Origin of the sequence: Saccharothrix sp. (assembly GCF_031180885.1) — a bacterium.
Taxonomy (GTDB): domain Bacteria; phylum Actinomycetota; class Actinomycetes; order Mycobacteriales; family Pseudonocardiaceae; genus Actinosynnema.
Window position 1 is genome coordinate 105,229 of sequence record NZ_JAPSLK010000001.1, and the last position, 16,952, is coordinate 122,180.

19 protein-coding genes are annotated in these 16,952 nt (G+C 70.6%); 15 read left to right on the plus strand and 4 right to left on the minus strand.

What is annotated here, in order from left to right; genetic code table 11:
* Positions 1-25 precede the first annotated feature (25 nt).
* The 3 genes from pstS to RIN75_RS00570 all read right to left on the minus strand — a co-directional run bounded on the left by pstS (position 26) and on the right by RIN75_RS00570 (position 3,155).
* Complete coding sequence (gene pstS, locus RIN75_RS00560; protein ID WP_309109719.1) at positions 26-1,147, minus strand: phosphate ABC transporter substrate-binding protein PstS; 1,122 nt, start codon at positions 1,145-1,147, stop codon at positions 26-28.
* A 194-nt stretch (positions 1,148-1,341) separates the two neighbouring features.
* Positions 1,342-2,223 carry a mycothiol synthase gene (gene mshD, locus RIN75_RS00565; RefSeq protein WP_375295882.1) on the minus strand — a complete coding sequence of 294 codons (882 nt, stop codon included), beginning with the start codon at positions 2,221-2,223 and terminating at the stop codon, positions 1,342-1,344.
* A 179-nt stretch (positions 2,224-2,402) separates the two neighbouring features.
* On the minus strand, positions 2,403-3,155 hold the full coding sequence (locus tag RIN75_RS00570; RefSeq protein WP_309109720.1) for a response regulator transcription factor: 753 nt from the start codon (positions 3,153-3,155) through the stop codon (positions 2,403-2,405).
* Positions 3,156-3,366: 211 nt separating this feature from the next.
* Between RIN75_RS00570 and RIN75_RS00575 the strand changes: the two genes are divergently transcribed.
* The 11 genes from RIN75_RS00575 to RIN75_RS00620 all read left to right on the plus strand — a co-directional run bounded on the left by RIN75_RS00575 (position 3,367) and on the right by RIN75_RS00620 (position 12,742).
* Complete coding sequence (locus RIN75_RS00575) at positions 3,367-4,053, plus strand: alpha/beta fold hydrolase (RefSeq protein WP_309109721.1); 687 nt, start codon at positions 3,367-3,369, stop codon at positions 4,051-4,053.
* Between the two features lie 10 nt (positions 4,054-4,063).
* Positions 4,064-4,870, plus strand: a complete 807-nt coding sequence (locus tag RIN75_RS00580; protein WP_309109722.1) for a DUF2993 domain-containing protein — start codon at positions 4,064-4,066, stop codon at positions 4,868-4,870.
* On the plus strand, positions 4,867-5,295 hold the full coding sequence (locus RIN75_RS00585; protein WP_309109723.1) for a thioredoxin family protein: 429 nt from the start codon (positions 4,867-4,869) through the stop codon (positions 5,293-5,295). The genes RIN75_RS00580 and RIN75_RS00585 overlap by 4 nt, the downstream gene beginning before the upstream one ends.
* A gap of 66 nt (positions 5,296-5,361) precedes the next feature.
* On the plus strand, positions 5,362-5,439 hold the full coding sequence (locus tag RIN75_RS43965) for a putative leader peptide (protein WP_358256176.1): 78 nt from the start codon (positions 5,362-5,364) through the stop codon (positions 5,437-5,439).
* A gap of 105 nt (positions 5,440-5,544) precedes the next feature.
* A complete protein-coding gene (locus RIN75_RS00590) occupies positions 5,545-5,982 on the plus strand; it encodes a DUF4395 domain-containing protein (RefSeq protein WP_309109724.1) in 438 nt (145 codons plus the stop codon).
* 27 nt (positions 5,983-6,009) lie between these two features.
* On the plus strand, positions 6,010-6,855 hold the full coding sequence (locus tag RIN75_RS00595; RefSeq protein ID WP_309109725.1) for a sulfurtransferase: 846 nt from the start codon (positions 6,010-6,012) through the stop codon (positions 6,853-6,855).
* A 3-nt stretch (positions 6,856-6,858) separates the two neighbouring features.
* Entirely contained in the window at positions 6,859-7,158 is a 300-nt protein-coding gene (locus tag RIN75_RS00600; protein WP_309109726.1) for a DUF1416 domain-containing protein, read from the plus strand.
* Between the two features lie 628 nt (positions 7,159-7,786).
* Complete coding sequence (locus RIN75_RS00605; RefSeq protein WP_309109727.1) at positions 7,787-8,422, plus strand: FABP family protein; 636 nt, start codon at positions 7,787-7,789, stop codon at positions 8,420-8,422.
* 93 nt (positions 8,423-8,515) lie between these two features.
* On the plus strand, positions 8,516-9,121 hold the full coding sequence (gene pxpB / locus RIN75_RS00610; RefSeq protein WP_309109728.1) for a 5-oxoprolinase subunit PxpB: 606 nt from the start codon (positions 8,516-8,518) through the stop codon (positions 9,119-9,121).
* Positions 9,118-10,077: a biotin-dependent carboxyltransferase family protein gene (locus tag RIN75_RS00615; protein ID WP_309109729.1), complete on the plus strand. Its 960-nt coding sequence runs from the start codon at positions 9,118-9,120 to the stop codon at positions 10,075-10,077. Before pxpB ends, RIN75_RS00615 begins: the two co-directional genes overlap by 4 nt.
* Before the next feature lie 109 nt (positions 10,078-10,186).
* Positions 10,187-12,742: a glycosyl hydrolase family 18 protein gene (locus RIN75_RS00620; protein ID WP_309109730.1), complete on the plus strand. Its 2,556-nt coding sequence runs from the start codon at positions 10,187-10,189 to the stop codon at positions 12,740-12,742.
* A gap of 230 nt (positions 12,743-12,972) precedes the next feature.
* Here the strand turns inward: RIN75_RS00620 and RIN75_RS00625 are convergent, their stop codons facing one another.
* Positions 12,973-13,815: an aminodeoxychorismate lyase gene (locus tag RIN75_RS00625; RefSeq protein WP_309109731.1), complete on the minus strand. Its 843-nt coding sequence runs from the start codon at positions 13,813-13,815 to the stop codon at positions 12,973-12,975.
* Between the two features lie 88 nt (positions 13,816-13,903).
* On the opposite strand from RIN75_RS00625, the gene RIN75_RS00630 reads away from it, so the two are divergent.
* The 4 genes from RIN75_RS00630 to RIN75_RS00645 are packed head-to-tail and all read left to right on the plus strand — an operon-like array spanning position 13,904 to position 16,906.
* Positions 13,904-14,287, plus strand: a complete 384-nt coding sequence (locus RIN75_RS00630) for a Fur family transcriptional regulator (protein ID WP_375295903.1) — start codon at positions 13,904-13,906, stop codon at positions 14,285-14,287.
* Entirely contained in the window at positions 14,284-15,375 is a 1,092-nt protein-coding gene (locus tag RIN75_RS00635) for a glycine cleavage T C-terminal barrel domain-containing protein (protein WP_309109733.1), read from the plus strand. The genes RIN75_RS00630 and RIN75_RS00635 overlap by 4 nt, the downstream gene beginning before the upstream one ends.
* A 40-nt stretch (positions 15,376-15,415) precedes the next feature.
* A complete protein-coding gene (locus RIN75_RS00640) occupies positions 15,416-16,264 on the plus strand; it encodes a 3-keto-5-aminohexanoate cleavage protein (protein ID WP_309109734.1) in 849 nt (282 codons plus the stop codon).
* Between the two features lie 60 nt (positions 16,265-16,324).
* Positions 16,325-16,906 carry an aerial mycelium formation protein gene (locus tag RIN75_RS00645; protein ID WP_309109735.1) on the plus strand — a complete coding sequence of 194 codons (582 nt, stop codon included), beginning with the start codon at positions 16,325-16,327 and terminating at the stop codon, positions 16,904-16,906.
* Positions 16,907-16,952: the final 46 nt, after the last annotated feature.

Below are 16,952 nucleotides of genomic sequence, written 5' to 3' on the forward strand. Positions count from 1 at the left end.
GGCGTGGAGAAGTGTGCCGGCCGGATCAGGCGATGGCCTTGATGGCGGTCAGCACCTTGTCCTGGAACTGCTTGGGCAGGGGAGCGTAACCCGCGTCCGCGAGGCCCGCCTGACCGTCGGTCGCGGCCACGGTCAGGAACGCCTTCACGGCCTTGGCGGTGTCGGCGTCGTAGCCCTTCGAGCACACGATCTCGTAGGTGGCCAGCACCAGCGGGTAGGCGCCCGCGGTGGTGGTGCCGTAGATCGAGTCGAGGTCGAGGACCAGGTCGTTGCCCTCGCCCTTGATCTTCGCGCCGTCGATGGCCTTGCCGACGGTCTCGTTGGTCAGCTCGACCGCGCCGGAGCCGGTGTCGATCTTGGCGATGGACAGCTTGTTCTCCTGCGCGAACGACAGCTCGACGTAGGTGAGGGCGCCGTCGATGGAGGCGACGGCCTGCGCGACACCGGCGGACTTCTCCTTGCCCTCGCCGACACCGCCCTTGAAGGCGTTGCCGTCACCCTGGGTCCACGCGCCCTTGGACGAAGCCTTCAGGTACTTCTGGAAGTTGTTCGTCGTGCCCGACTCGTCGGAGCGGTAGACGACCTTGATGTCCTTGTCCGGCAGGTTGGCGCTGCCGTTGAGGGCCTTGATGGCCGGGTCGTTCCACTTCTTGACGGTGCCGTTGAAGATCTTGGCGGCGACCTCGCCGGTCAGCACCAGGTCGTTGACGCCCTCGAGCTTGTAGCCCAGCGCGACCGGGCCGAACACCAGCGGCAGGTTCCACGCCGGGTTGCCCTTGCAGCGCTCGGCGGCCTTCTCGATCTCGCCCTTGTCCTTGTTCAGCGGCGAGTCGGAACCGCCGAAGTCGACCTGGCCGGCGATGAAGTTCTTGACGCCCGCGCCGGAGCCCGAAGCGTTGTACGCGAGGTCGGAGCCCGGGCACTTCTGCTGGTAGACCTGGACGAACGTGTCGATCGCGTTCCTCTGGGCCGTGGAGCCCTCAGCGCTGAGCTTGGACTTGCCACCGCACTCGACAGCGACACCGGACGCGGTCGCGCCCGTCGTGCCGCCGGTACCGCCGGTGTTGTCGTCGCTACCACACGCGGTGAGCAGAAGCGCACCGGCCGCGAAAAGGCCGACAACGGCGCCGTGCCGCTTGGTCTTCACCTGGGTCCTCCACCTAACGGAAGCGGGGTCGGGCGGCGAGCACCGCCGCACGACACGGACGGTAGGCAGCGATGGTGGACAAGCGCCCAGTAGAAGATGAACGGGGGGTGAACTCCACACGGGAGGTGACTAGGGACACCGCCCTTCGGGTGAACCCGTGACCTGCACGTTTGCGTGACGTGACCGGTCTGTCACTACTTGGCGTACTGGACGTCGGAGTCCCACTTCTCGAACCCCAACCGGGTGTACACGGCCAGTGCCGGAGCGTTGTCGGACTCGACGTAGAGCATGACCTCGGTGCGCCCGGTCCCGCGCAGGTGCTCCAGCCCGGCGAGGGTCAGCGCCTTGCCGAGACCGCCGCCCTGGGCGTCCGGGTCGACGCCCACCACGTACACCTCACCCAGGTCGCCGGTGTGCGTCTTGGTCCAGTGGAAGCCCAGCAGCCGCTCTTCGGCGTCCACGGCGAGCAGGAAGCCCTTGGCGTCGAACCAGTGCTCGTGCTCCTTGTCGCGGACGTCCTCGATGCTCATCGCGCCCTGCTCGGGGTGCCAGGAGAACGCGCGGTGGTTGACGTAGACGACGGCCGCCTCGTCCCGGCCCGGCTCGAACGGGCGCAGTCGGACGCCCTCGGGCAGCTTCGGCTGGGGGAGGGTGTCGTCGAGGGGGCGGCGCAGGCGCAGCAGCTCGCGGACCTTGCGGTAGCCGAGCTTGGCGGCCAGGGCCTGCGCGCCGGGGTGGCCGCCGTGCGACCAGATCCGCAGCGGGGTGGCCCGCTCGGCGACCGCTTCGGCGAGCAGGGTGCCGACGCCCTTGCGGCGGTGCTCCGGGTGGACGGCGAGTTCGGCGACCTTGTTGCCGTCCGCGTCGCCGAAGAGGTCGAGGTGGAGGTAACCCACCAACGTGTGATCTTGGCGCACGAGCAGGTGATTGCTCCCGCGAGCACCCGGGCGGAGGCGCAGAACCACCGCCTCGCCCACCGGCGCGACGCCCCCGTCGGCGTACCGGGCGGCTTCGACCAGGTCCATGACCTCACGGACCTGGTCGTCGGTCAGCTCCTCGAACCAGCTCGATTCCACGCCACCGAACCTACTTGGTGATCATCGAACCGTCAGCGGACGCATCGCCGCTTCAGGCCGCGAGGCCGCCGTCGGCTTGTCGCGTCGCCTTTCCCGACGATCAATTTTTCCGATCGGCGGGAAACGCGGCGCGTTGAGCCGACTTCCGGGCGGCCTCGCCGCGCGACGGAGTCGCGCCATCAAGCACGGAAGATCAGCTCTGCCTCGTCCATCGGAGTGTCCAACTCCATCACGTGCTCGGGACGGCGGGAGGCACCCGGGCGCGGCGGGCGGACGAACTTGTAGCCCACGTTGCGGACGGTGCCGATCAGCGACTCGTGCTCGGGGCCGAGCTTGGCGCGCAGGCGTCGGACGTGGACGTCCACGGTGCGGGTGCCGCCGAAGAAGTCGTAGCCCCACACCTCCTGCAGCAGCTGGGCGCGGGTGAAGACGCGGCCCGCGTGCTGGGCCAGGTACTTCAGCAGCTCGAACTCCTTGTAGGTGAGGTCGAGCGGGCGGCCGCGCAGGCGGGCGGTGTAGGTGGCCTCGTCGATGACCAGCTCGCCGAGCTGGAGCGAGCCGTCGCCGCCGGGCTGGGTGGTGCCGCGCCGCGAGCGCACCAGGCGCAGCCGGGCGTCCACCTCGGCCGGGCCGGAGGTCGGCAGCAGGATCTCGTCGACGCTCCAGTCCGAGTTCACCGCCACCAGGCCGCCCTCGGTGACGACCGCCACCACGGGCACGTCCACGCCGCTGGAGTCGAGCAGGCGGCACAGGCTGCGCGCGCCGACCAGGTCGGTGCGGGCGTCCACCAGGACGATGTCGTGCGGACCGGCCTCCAGCAGGGCCGACACCTCGGGTCGCAGCGGGCGCACGTCGTGCGGCAGCAGCGACAGCGCGGGCAGGACCGCCTCGGGGTCGGAGTCGGTGGTCAGCAGCAGCACGTCGATGCTCATCGCGGCGCCCTCTCGTTCGGCCGGTGTCTGGTCACCGGACCAGACAGCGCGAAGTACGGTGACCGGGCCCCGTTGCCTGCGGATGACGGAGACGATACCGGTGCTCGGCACAAAAGGCCCAGGTCAGCCGGCCAGGGTCACAGTTGTTTCCACAAGCGTCACGCGTGTTACACGCATGTCACACAACGCCGTGCTCCTGAGCGGTGTGCACGTGAGCCCCGCTCACCAGGGCTCCGACCTGGCGTTCGTCGTCGGCCACGGGTTCACCAACCACGTCGGCAAGCCGTTCGTGGCCCGCGTCCTGCGCCGGTTCGCCCACCACGGCGGGGTCGTCGCGCTCGACTTCCGGGGTCACGGCCGATCCCAAGGACTGAGCACCGTGGGCGCCGACGAGGTCCACGACCTGGCCGCCGGGGTTTCGCTGGCCCGCGAACTCGGGTACCGACGCGTCGTGACCGTCGGGTTCTCCATGGGCGCCTCCATCGCGCTGCGCCACGCCGCCCTGCACGCGGAGCGCCCGGACGCCGTCGCCGCGGTGAGCAGCCCGTCGCGGTGGTGGGTGCGCGACACGCCGGCCATGCGGCGCGTCCACTGGCTGCTGGAGCAGCCGCACGGCAGGCTGGCCGCGCGGGCGCTGGGCGTCCGGCTGGCGCCGCCGTGGCGGACCGCGCCGGAGAGCCCGCTGGAGGTGGTGCACCGCATCACGCCCACCCCACTGCTGCTCGTGCACGGTGCGGACGACCACTACTTCGACCCCGCGCACGCGCGGGCGTTGCACCGGGCGGCCGGCGGTGCCGCCGTCCTGTGGGTGGAACCACGGATCCGCCACGCGGAGTCGGCGATGACGCCCGCTCTGGTAGACCGGATCGCGACCTGGCTGGACCACGAGTCTTCGTAAAGGGAAGTCGATGACCGTCACGCAGACAAAGCGCCGCCCGACGCGGGGCCGCAAGCTGATCATCGCGGGCCTGGTGGTCGTCGGCCTGCTGGTGGCCGCCGACTTCGGCCTCGCGGCGGCGGGCGAGTACCAGATCGCGCAGCGCATGCGGGACAAGCTGAACCTCACCGAGGACCCGTCGGTGCGGATCAACGGGTTCCCGTTCATCTTCCAGGCGGTCTCCGGCGACTACCGGGACATCGAGATCACCGCGACCGGCGTGCCGGTGCGCGACGACCTGCGCGACCTGGAGGTGCGGGCGAACCTCTACCACACCCGCATCGGGCTGTCCGACCTGCTCGCGGGCGACACGTCCAACGCCACCATCGACCAGGTCAAGGGCAGCGTGAAGATCAAGGCCGCGGACCTGAACCGGCTGGTCAACAACGTCACGCCGTTCACCGACATGGCGATCGAGCCGGACACCCGGCCGGAGGCCACGCCCACGCCCGCGCCGGAGAAGCCGGACCCGACCCGGGCCGCGGTGAAGCTGAGCGGCAACACCACGGTCGCCGGGCGCAAGCTGCGGATCACCGCGTACGGGACGGTGGCGCTGGTCAACGAGCAGGTGGCGGTGGCCGTGCAGGACGTCGAGCTGGACGACACGTCCCTGGCGGGGCTGGCGGAGGTGCTGGGCGCGGTGCGGTCGGCGTTGAGCGTGACCATCGACCCGGGCCGGCTGCCCTTCACGGTGACGCCGACTGCTGTCAAAGTGGAGAGCGGGGCCTTCACCGTCGAGGGCACGATCAACGACATCCCCCTTGATGGAGTGCGATGACCGGGGTGTGGGCGGTGCTCGGGGCGGTCGCCGTGGTGGCGGCCGTCGGGGTGCTGCTGCGCTTCCACGGCGGGAGGGTGCGGGTGACCGCGAAGCCGCGTGAAGACCTGCCGGGCCCGGTGCGCGACCTGCTCGACCCGGCGACCCCGGTGACCCTGCTCCAGATCTCGACGACGTTCTGCGCGCCGTGCCGGCACACCCGTGTCCTCCTGTCGGACCTGGCGGACCGGACCGACGGACTTCGGCATGTCGAACTCGATGTCACCAACCTGCCCGAAGTCGCCGCCGGCCTGGGTGTGTTGCGCACCCCGACGACGCTCGCCCTGGATGCGTCGGGTGCCGAGTTGCTCCGCGTCGGAGGGGTGCCGAAGCGGGACACGCTCATTGCGGCTTTGCGGCCCCACCTGCCTCGACCGATCGGGTGAAACCGGGTACTCCCACGTTCTGGACGCCTCTCCCGGCATGGGGGACGAGCGGCTAGTCTCGTCGCCATGAACAGCCTGCTGACCAAGCGACTCGCGGTGGACCTGTGCCGCGTCCGCAGCAGCCTGTGTCGCGCGGCGAGCTGACCGGGCGGATCACCGGCAGCCGGACGCCCTTGACGGGTGGGTCCGACAGCCCCTAACACCGCCTGAAGACGGACTGCCCAGTCATGTCACCGTCAGGAGGTCGCCGTGTCGAAGGATTCACCCGTGGACCCCCGGGGTCCCCGCTTCAGCGCCTGGATCACCACCGCCATCCTCGCGGTCGTGCTGCTGACCGGGTCGTGGCGGCTCCTCGCGGCGCAGACCGTCCTGTTCGGCCTGTGCGCGTTCATCTCGCTCAAGCTCAACCCGTGGGGCCACGTGTACCGGTTCGCCGTCCAGCCCCGGCTGACGCCCACGTCCGAGCGCGAGGAGGCCGCCCCGCTGCGGTTCGCGCAGGGTGTCGGGTTCGTCTTCGCCCTGGTCGGCACGATCGGGTACGCCACCGGTCTCACCGCGCTCGGAGTGGTCGCCACGTCCGCCGCGCTGGTCGCCGCGCTGCTCAACGCCGCGCTCGGCCTGTGCCTGGGCTGCGAGATGTTCCTGCTCCTGCGCCGCTACGCCCCCGTCCTCGCCCGCCCGCAGTAAGAAACGCAAAGAAACAGGAGCCGCTCGATGAGCCGTGAAGACGTCCTGGTCTCGGCCGCTTGGTCCGAGGAGAACCTCAACACGCCCGGCGTGGTGTTCGTGGAGGTCGACGAGGACACCACTGCCTACGACGGGGGCCACATCCCCGGCGCGGTGAAGATCGACTGGAAGAACGAACTCCAGGACCCGGTCCGCCGCGACTTCGTGGACCGCGCGGGCTTCGAGAAGCTCCTGTCGGCCAAGGGGATCGCGAACGACGACACCGTCGTGCTGTACGGCGGCAACAACAACTGGTTCGCGGCCTACGCGTACTGGTACTTCAAGCTGTACGGCCACCAGTCGGTCAAGCTGCTCGACGGTGGTCGGAAGAAGTGGGAACTCGACGGCCGTCCGCTGGACAAGGAGCCGGTCGAGCGGGCCGCGACGGAGTACAAGGCGCAGGAGCAGGACCTGTCGATCCGGGCGTTCCGCGACGAGGTCGTGGAGTCCATCGGCAACCGCAACCTGGTCGACGTCCGGTCGCCCGACGAGTTCTCCGGCAAGCTGCTCGCGCCGGCGCACCTGCCCCAGGAGCAGGCGCAGCGCGCGGGCCACATCCCCGGCGCGATCAACGTGCCGTGGAGCAAGGCGGCCAACGAGGACGGCACGTTCAAGTCCGACGAGGAGTTGGCCGAGATCTACGGCGAGGCCGGCTTCGACGGCTCCCGCAAGACGATCGCCTACTGCCGCATCGGCGAGCGCTCGTCGCACACCTGGTTCGCCCTGCACGAGCTGCTCGGCCACCAGGACGTGAAGAACTACGACGGTTCGTGGACCGAGTACGGCTCGCTGGTCGGCGTGCCGGTCGAGCTCGGCAGTGGCAAGGAGGCCTGAGGTATGAGCGACTCTTGCGGCGCGCCTGTGCAGGGTGTCGAGGTCGAGGTCGGTTCGGGTGAGGTCGTGCTGACCGGCAAGGTCAGCGACTCGTCCGGCCCGGTGGGCGGCGCGTTCGTGCGGCTGCTGGACGCGTCCGGCGAGTTCACCGCCGAGGTGGTGTCCTCCCCGCAGGGCGACTTCCGCTTCTACGCGGCCCCGGGCACGTGGACCATCCGGGCGTTGCACCGGTCGGGCAACGGCCAGGCGTCGGTGTCGGCGGACGGGCCGGGCGTCCACCCGGTCGAGGTCGCGGTGGCCTGAGGTTTCGGTGGCCTGAGTTTCCGGGAGTGCACGGACCTGGTCCGGCGCTACCCCCACGAGGCCCCGGTGGCACACGCCACCGGGGCCTCCGCTTTGTCCGCGACGCTTCACGCTTTCGGCAGGCCACCCCGCTCCCCCCGCAGGCCGCCCGGCTCGGCCGACATCAGCACCCAGGTCCGGCGGCGACGAAGTCGCTCGCGGCGAAGCCGCGCAGCCGGCGGCCACGCCGGCTTGGCTTGTGCGCCACCAGCACTCCCGACCCCGCCGGAAGCAGAACCCGGCGAGCCACCCGGACCACCGCGGCGATCTGTCCGCGCTTCGGCTGCCGCCCCGGATCCGAACTTCGGCTGCCGCCCCCGGATCCATTCTCCCACCGGGGTACGACAGTCCCGTGCGTACGACGCCGCCGGCAACAGCAGCGCCGAGGCGGGTAAGGGCGGGCGGGGTCCGTTGGGCGGAGGGTCGTGGTGGGTCGTGGCGTTGACCACCGTGGTCGGTGCCGGTCGTCGGGTGGGCGATAAACTCGGCGGGTGGAACACATCTTCACAGGCCTGTTGGTCTTCGTGTCGCTGCTCGTCGTGTGGTTCGCCGGGTACGTCGTCTACCGGCTGTACTCCGACCAGCGCTGATGACCGAGAACGCACCCGTCCCGGGCAGTGGTGACGCGGCGGTCCAGGCGGCTGCCGCGCGTGCCGAGGTGACGCGCACGCGCAACCTCCCGCAGTTCGACGACCTGCCGATCCCGGCGGACACCGCGAACCTGCGCGAAGGCCCCTCCCTGCACGACGCCTGCCTGGCGCTGCTGCCGCTGGTCGGCGTGTGGCGCGGCGAAGGGGAGGTCGTCTACCCGACGATCGACGGCCCCTACCGCTTCGGCCAGCAGATCACGTTCGCGCACGACGGCCGGCCGTTCCTCTACTACGAAGCCCGCTCCTGGCTGCTGGACGCCGACGGCAACGTCATCCGCCCCGCCGCCCGCGAGACCGGCTTCTGGCGCCCGCAGGCCGACGACACCATCGAGGTCCTCCTCACCCACAACACCGGGATCGTGGAGCTGTACTACGGCAAGCCGCGCACCCAGACGTCGTGGGAACTGGGCACCGACGCGGTCATCCGCACGGCCACCGCCAAGGAGGTCACCGGCGCCCAACGCCTCTACGGCATCGTCAACAACGGCGACCTGGCCTACGTCGAGGAACGCGCGATGGTCGGCCAGCCCCTCCAGCCGCACACCTCGGCCCACCTCAAGCGCGTCGTCGGCTGACCGGCGACCGGGCGTAGCCCGTTCGGTCGCATTGTCGAACAGTTCTCTCATGAGATTGTTCAACAATCCTCTTGTCGGCCGTACCCTGTAGCCATGCGGCTGCGGCGTTGCGGCACCCACGCGGTGTTGGTCGAGGTGGACTCCCTCGGCGAGGTGGAGGCGGTGCGCGCCGCGGTCCACGCCGCGCAGCTGCCGGACGTGGTCGAACTGGTGCCGGCCGCGCGGACGGTCCTGATCAGCACCAAGCCCGGCGGGTTGGCGTCGGTGCGGCGGGTGCTGGAGACCGTCGACCTCGAACACCGGGCCGAGACGGACCCGCGCGAGGTCGTGATCCCGGTGGTGTACGACGGGCCGGACCTCGACCTGGTCGCCGAGACGGCGGGTGTCGGGCCGGACGAGGTGGCCCGGCTGCACACCTCGGCGACGTACTCGGTGGCGTTCTGCGGGTTCGCGCCGGGTTTCGCCTACCTCGTCGGACTGCCGCAGGTACTCCAGCAGCCCCGACTCGACTCGCCGCGGACGAAGGTGCCGGCGGGATCGGTCGGGGTCGCGGGCGAGTACACCGCCGCCTACCCGCGGGCGACCCCCGGCGGCTGGCGGCTGATCGGACGCACCGACGCCCCCCTCTTCGACCCGCGCCGAGACCCCGCCGCCCTCCTCCAACCCGGCGACCGGGTCCGCTTCGAGGCCACCTCATGACGACGACCAGCCGCACGACAAGTGACCACCGGGTTGAAGCACCGCGCGTCGGCGAAGAGCCGCCGGCGGACCAGCGAAGCGGGGACCAGTCGAGCGGAGGGTGTGTCGGGCGTTCGGTCACCGTTCTGCGCACCGGGCCGCAGGCCCTCGTCCAAGACCTCGGCCGGCCCGGGCACGCGCACCTCGGCGTCCCCCCGTCCGGAGCCCTCGACCAGCCCGCGCTCCGCCTCGCCAACCGCCTCGTCGGCAACCCCGAGCACGCCGCCGGCCTCGAAGTCCTCCTCGGCGGCCTCCACCTGCGCGCCGACACGGCCTGCACCGTCGCGGTCACCGGACCCTGCACCCCCACACTGGTCAACGGCGTCCACCGCGACTCCCCGATCCACCTCCGGCCCGGCGACGAACTCACCCTTGGCACCCCGACCACCGGCCTGCGCACCTACGTCGCCCTCTCCGGCGGCGTCGCGCTCGACCCCGAGCTCGGCAGCCAGGCCACCGACCTGCTCTCCGGCATCGGCCCCGCCCCGCTCCGCCCGGACGACGTCCTCCCGCTCGGCACCCCGACCGGCATCCCGACCGGCGTGGACGTCCTCCTGCCCACCCACGTCCCCGCCGAACTGGACATTCCCCTCCTCCTCGGCCCCCGCGACGACTGGTTCGACGATCCCGCCACCCAACTCCGCCAAGGACGCTGGGCCGTCTCCGACCGCAGCAACCGGGTCGGCCTCCGCCTCCAGGGCACACCTCTCACCAGCGCCAAAACCGGCGAACTCCCCAGCGAAGGCCTGGTCACCGGCGCGGTCCAGGTCCCCAAGGACGGCCTCCCGGTGATCTTCCTGGCCGACCACCCCACCACCGGTGGCTACCCGGTGATCGGCGTCGTCCCGGAAGAAGCGCTCCCGTTCCTCGCGCAGGCCCGCCCCGGGACCGCGGTCCGCTTCCGCCCGCAGGGCTGAACGGACGCAATTGGTCTAGACCCATTGTCATTCACCGTCACACGACCTACGTTCGGACGTGGCCGCCGTGGTTCTCGAACGATTCCCCGTCAATCGAGAGGCACATTCCATGCGCCGACTAGCCATCGCGCTGGTGGCACTCGCCACCGCAGCCCTAGCCGTCCCCGGCGCGGCGTCCGCCGCCTCCGGCCTCACCGCCACGTTCAGCAGGACCGGCACCACGGGCAAGTTCGTGGTCGCCAACGCCACCACGGCCGCCGTCTCCGGCTGGTCCATCAAGTTCGACCTGCCCGCGGGCGTCACGGTCAGCGGCGCGCAGAACGCGACGACCACCCAGAACGGCACGAGGGTCACGCTCACGCCCGCCTACTACATCAACACGATCCAGGCGGGCCGCAACACCGAGCCGTTCAGCCCGAGCTTCACGCTCAGCGCCGCCGTCGACCCGACGACCTGCACGATCAACGGCTACGACTGCGACGGCAGCGGCGACCCGCCCCCGCCGCCGGCCCCGGTCACCGCGGACTTCAGCCTCAGCGGCAGCACCGGGAAGTTCGTGGTCAACAACAACTCCGACGCCACGCTGACCGACTGGGCGATCACCTTCACCCTGCCCACCGGCGTCACCGCGAGCGGCGCGCAGCACGGCACCATCAGCCAGAACGGCACCGCCGTGACGCTGACACCCGTGCACTACAACAAGTCCGTCGGCGCACGCCGGTCCACCGAGCCGTACAGCCCGACGTTCACGTTGAGCCGCGCCGTCGAACCGGTGACCTGCCGGATCAACAACGCGAACTGCGACGGCTCGCCGGACGTCCCGCCGACGGCCCCGACGAACCTCGCGTCGCCGGTGAAGACCACGAAGACCGTGTCCCTGACGTGGAACGCCTCGTCCCCCGGCTCCCTGCCGATCGCCGGCTACGAGGTCTACAACGGCACCGCCCTGGCCACCACGGTGACCGGCACCACCGCCACGGTCACCGGCCTCACCCCGAACACCGCCTACACGTTCACGGTGAAGGCCAAGGACACCAAGGGAACGCTGTCCGGCGCCAGCAACCAACTCGCCGTCACCACCAACAACCCGGCCGACGACACCACCCCGCCGACCGCGCCCGGCAACCTGCGCAGCACGGCGAAAGACGCGGGCAGCGTGACGCTGGCGTGGGACGCCGCCACTGACAACAAGGGCGTCGCCAACTACGACGTCTACGTCGGCACGACGGTCAAGACCACGGTCACCGGCACGACGGCCAAGGTCGACGGCCTGGCACCGTCCACGGAGTACGCGTTCTCGGTCCGGGCACGCGACCTCTACGACAACATCTCCGGGTCCAGCAACACCTTGCGAGTGTCCACTTCGGACATCGTTGGCGGGTACGCAAGGGTCGGCTACTTCGTCCAGTGGGGCATCTACGGCCGCCAGTTCTTCGTGAAGAACCTGGACACCAACGGCGCCGCCGCGAAGCTGACCCACGTCAACTACGCGTTCGGCAACATCGACCCGGTCAACCTGACGTGCCTGCAAGGCGTCACCAAGGGCACCTCGCCCAACCCGCAGGACCCCAACCAGGGCGACGGCGCGGGTGACGCGGAAGCCGACTACAGCAGGCCGTTCAGCGCGGTTCAGTCCGTGGACGGGGTCGGGGACACCGGTTGGGAGCCGCTGCGCGGCAACTTCAACCAGCTCAAGAAGCTCAAGGCCAAGCACCCGCACCTGAAGGTCCTGATCTCGCTGGGCGGGTGGACGTACTCGAAGTACTTCTCGGACGTGGCCAAGACGGACGCGTCGCGCAAGAAGTTCGTGGCGTCGTGCCTGGACATCTACATCAAGGGCAACCTGCCGACGTACAACGCGGCGGGCGGCCCCGGTACGGCGGCGGGCATCTTCGACGGCGTCGACCTCGACTGGGAGTGGCCGGGCGCGGAAGGTCACGCGGGCAACCACATCAGCCCGGACGACAAGCGGAACAACACGCTGCTGATCGAGGAGTTCCGGCGGCAGATGGACGAGCTGAGCCGGACCACCGGCAAGCGCTACCAGCTGACCGCGTTCACCCCGGCCGACCGGGCCAAGATCGAGGCGGGCTGGGAACTGGGCCGGGTCGCGCAGTCGATGGACATCTTCAACGTCCAGGGCTACGACTTCCACGGCTCGGGCAGCGACAACTCGTGGGAACCCAACCGAACCGGCCACCAGGGCAACCTGTACCCGGACGCGGACGACCCGTACCCGTTCCACTTCAGCGTCGAGGACTCGGTCAACGCGTACCTGGAGGCGGGCGTGCACCCGCGCAAGATCACGGTCGGGCTGGCGTTCTACGGCCGGGGCTGGCAGGGCGTCCAGGACGGCGGGAAGAAGGGCGAGTGGCAGCCGGCGACGGGGGCGGCACCGGGGCAGTTCCAGGAGGAGGCCGGGACGCGCGGGTACTCGAACCTGATCGCCGGCGTGCCGGGTTGCACGGTGTACCACGACGAGGCGGCGGTCGCGACGTCTTGTTTCACCGGGAACGGTGGGCAGTGGTGGACGTTCGATGACGTGTGGTCGATCCAGAAGAAGACCGCTTGGTTGAAGTCGCGCGGGTTGCTGGGCGCGATGATCTGGGAGATGTCCGGTGACACCGGGACCCTGATGGGGGCGGTGGACGCCGGGCTGAAGTAGGCGGCGGTCGCTCCGGGGGCGGAGGAGGCCCCCGGAGCGACGTCCGCACGGCGACCGGCCTTCAGGTGTTTTGTGCTGCTTGTGCGGCCGACTTTCGGTGGGACGGGGGTCGGCTCGCGTTGGGTGTCCACCCACCCAACGAGACCGATCCGCCGAACCCCAGCCCCAATGAACCCAGTCCAACGAACCCAGTCCAGCGATCCCGGCCGGCGAACCCAGGCCGGCGAGCCTCAGTACTCGGACTCGTACAGGTCAGCCAGCTCGGCGTGGATCTCCGTCGAGTCGGGCAAGGGCTTCCCGTCCAGCGTGTGCACCCGGGTCAGCTTCCGCACGCTCGACGCCAACACCACCGCGTCCGCCCCGTACAACTCCTCCACCGCGATGGGCTCGACCTCCACCGCCCACCCCGCCCGCGAAGCAGCCCGGAACAACGCGGCCTGAGTGGTCCCCGGCAGCAACCCCAACGTGTGCGGCGGCGTCGTCAAAGTCCGCCCGCGCGCGACGACCACCGTCGAAGTCGGCCCTTCCAACACCAACCCCGAAGACGTCGTGAACACGACCTCCGCAGCCCCCCGGCGTTCGGCTTCCCGAATCGCCGCCATGTTGACCGCGTACGACAGCGACTTGGCGCTCAGCAGCAGCCACGGCGCCCGCTCCATCAGCCCGGGCTCGATGCCCCGGTCCAACGTCACCGCCGCCAACCCCTCGGCGCGCTGCGTCAGCACCTTGGGCGAGATCTCCATCCCCAGGGCAAACGCGGTCGGCGTGCCGTCGCCGCCCTCGACACCCCGGGTCATCACCAGCTTCAAAGCGATCTCGCGGCCACCGGACCAGTTGGCCAGCACCACGTCCACCGCGCGCTCGAACCCGGCTCGGTCCGGGTCGGGCAGGTCGAGCATGGCCGCCGAACGGGCCAGGCGGTCCAGGTGGGGGCCGAGTTCCCTGGGTTTGCCGTCGACGACGAGGATCGTCTCGAAGACGCCGTCGCCGCGCATGAGTCCGAGGTCGTCGACGCGGATCAGCGGTGAGTCGGGGTCGGCCTGGGTTCCGTCGAGGAGGGCGAGCACGCGCATACCGTGAGACTACTCACGCTCTACCATCGGGTCCGTGGACACCGCGAGCGGCCCGAAAGCCCTGCGCAAGACACTGCACGACCGCGGGATGCGGATGACGCCCCAGCGCCAGCTCGTGCTGGACGCGGTGCGCGAACTCGGCCACGCCACGCCGGAGCAGATCTGCCAGCGCGTGCAGGCCACCGCGCCCACGGTCAACATCACGACCGTCTACCGGACGCTGGACCTGCTCGACCGGCTCGGCATGGTCCGGCACACCCACTTGGGCCACGGCGCGCCCACGTACTCCGTGCACGAGCACGAGCACGTGCACCTGGTCTGCCACAAGTGCGGCCGGGTGGACGAGGCGCCGTGCGACCTGCTGGCCCCGGTGGCCGGAACACTCCGGGACCGGTACGGGTTCGAACTGGATGCGAGCCACCTCGCGCTGTCGGGCACGTGCCGTGACTGCCTCAAGGAGAACGACCAGTGAACTCACCGCTGCTGACCGCACCCGGCGCCGTCGCCCCGTTCGAGGGGTCGGTCGACCCGGGCGTGCCGTGGCACTTCGGCGACCCGTTCGCCGAGCAGCGGTCGGCGGCGCGGTCGGTGGCCGTGTTCGACCGGTCACACCGGGCGCTGATCGCGGTCCCGGGCGAGGACCGGTTGAAGTGGCTGCACTCGCTCACCAGCCAGCACTTCGAGGCGCTGCCCGAGGGCGGGGCGACCGAAATGCTCATCCTGGACGTGCAGGGGCGGGTCGAGCACCACGCGGTGGTGGCGAACGTCGGCGGCGTGGTCTACCTGGACACCGAGGCGGCCACCGCCGGTCCGCTGCTGGCGTACCTGACCAAGATGGTGTTCTGGTCCAAGGTCGAGCCCCGGGACGCGACGAACGAGCTGGCGGTCCTGAGCGTGGTCGGGCCGGAGATCGCGGGGCTGTTCGAGAAGCTGGGGCTGCCGCTGCCGGCGAAGCTGGGCGTCGAGGCGCTGCCGGAGGGCGGGTTCGTCAGGCGGATGCCGTGGCCGGGCCAGGACGCCGTGGATTTCGTGGTGCCGCGTGGCGACCTGGTGAGCTGGTGGGAGAAGCTGACCGACGCGGGCGCGCGTCCGGCCGGGAGCTGGGCCTTCGAGGCGCTGCGGGTGGAGTCGCTGCGGCCCCGGCTGGGCGTGGACACCGACGAGAAGACCATCCCGCACGAGGTGAACTGGATCGGGTCGGCGGTGCACCTGGACAAGGGCTGCTACCGGGGCCAGGAGACGGTCTCGAAGGTGCACAACGTGGGCCGGCCGCCGCGGCGGATGCTGCTGCTGCACCTGGACGGGTCGCGCGAGGTGCAGCCGGAGACCGGTGACCCGGTGGTCGCGGGTGACCGGGTGGTGGGCCGGGTCGGGTCCGTCGCCCTGCACCACGAGCTGGGACCGATCGCGTTGGCGCTGGTCAAGCGGTCCGTACCGGTTGAGACCGAGCTGCTGGTGGGCACGGAGGACCGGGTCGTGCAGGCGAACGTGGACCCCGATTCCGTCCCGCCGGACACCCCGGGGCTCGGTCGTGAGGCGGCCCGAAACCTGGGACGTTAGAAGGGGTTCCAGACCGCCGTTGTGTGCCAGGATCACGACTATGTCGCGACCCGGTTCACACGGCACGCTGCTCACCGTCGCCCCCACCGGGGCCGAGCACGCGAAGGCCGACGTCCCCCAGCTGCCCGTCACCCTGGACGAACTCGTCACCACCGCCGAGGCCTGCGAGCAGGTCGGCGCGGCGATGATCCACGTCCACATCCGGGGCGCGGACACCCTGCCGACGCTGGACCTCGGCCTGCTCAAGGACACCGTGGCCGCGCTGCGGGAGCGCACCTCGCTGATCGTGCAGCTGTCCACCGGCGGCGCGGTGACCGACCCCGAGGCGGACCGGCTGCGGGTGCTCGACGCCCTGCCGGACTCGGCGTCCTGCACGATGGGGACGGTGAACTTCGGCGAGGACGTCTTCCTGAACCGGTGGGAGTTCGTCGTCGCGCTGCACAAGACCATGCAGGAACGCGGGATCGTGCCGGAGTACGAGATCTTCGACATCGGCCAGCTCGCGTCCCTGAACCGGTTGCTGGACAAGCACGGCCTCCCCGCGGGGGGCAAGGTGCACGTCGACCTCGTCATGGGCGTGCCGGGCGGTATGCCGGGTGACGTGGAAACAATGGTCGCGGCGCTGCGCCTGCTGCCCGACGGCGCGTCCTTCTCGGCGACCGGGATCGGGCGCACCACGCTGCCGGTGATGCTGGCCGCGTTGAGCGCGGGCGGTCACCTGCGCGTAGGCATGGAAGACACCATTTCCTACGCCAAGGGGCAGCCTGTGCGGGACAACGCGCAGCTCGTGGCGCGTGCGGCGGGGCTGGCGAAGATCGCCCAGCGGCCGCCGCTGTCACCGGCCGAAGCGCGGGAACTACTCGGCGTGCACAGTCCGGTACAGGTTTGAGACAACTTTGGAAGCAGGTTTGTGTTGGCGGGTGGGCAGGAACTACCTCAGGATGAGTACGTGATCGAGGTGCGTCCTGGTGGGCGCCGGCGGATCGACCGGGTTCTCGCCCCCGGCTACACCGAGGGGATCGAGCGGCTCCCGCTCGCCGACGTGCGCGCCCTGCGTGACGAGGCGGCTCAGGAGGAGACCGACCTGTCGTACCTGCGGCGGCTGCTGCACGCGCGGATCGACATCGTCCGGGCCGAGCAGGCGCGGCGGACGTCGGGCGGTTCGGCGGTGGTCGACCAGCTCGCGACGATCCTGGCGTCCAACGCGGTCGGTCCGGCGACCGGCCTGGGCCGCTACCAGACGCAGGAGCCGTCCCGGGCGGAGGCGCACCGGCGGCACGTCGAGGCCCTGGTCTCGGACGTGGACCTGTCGGACGTGTCGGCGCTGTCGGACGACAAGCTGGACCTGGCGCTGCGCACGTTCGTCAACGAGGAGGCCTCGGTCTCCACGCGGCGGCGCGAGGTCCAGGTCGTGGTCGACCGCCTGAACGCCGAGATCGCGGCCCGGTACCAGAGCGGCAGCGCGTCGGTGGACGAGCTGCTGGCGGCCGAGCGGGGCTGGCCGACGAACCCGGGTCGCTCCAAGGACTGATCGCGGTGTTCGATTGCCGCGAGTCCGTCACGGCGGCTCGACCGCC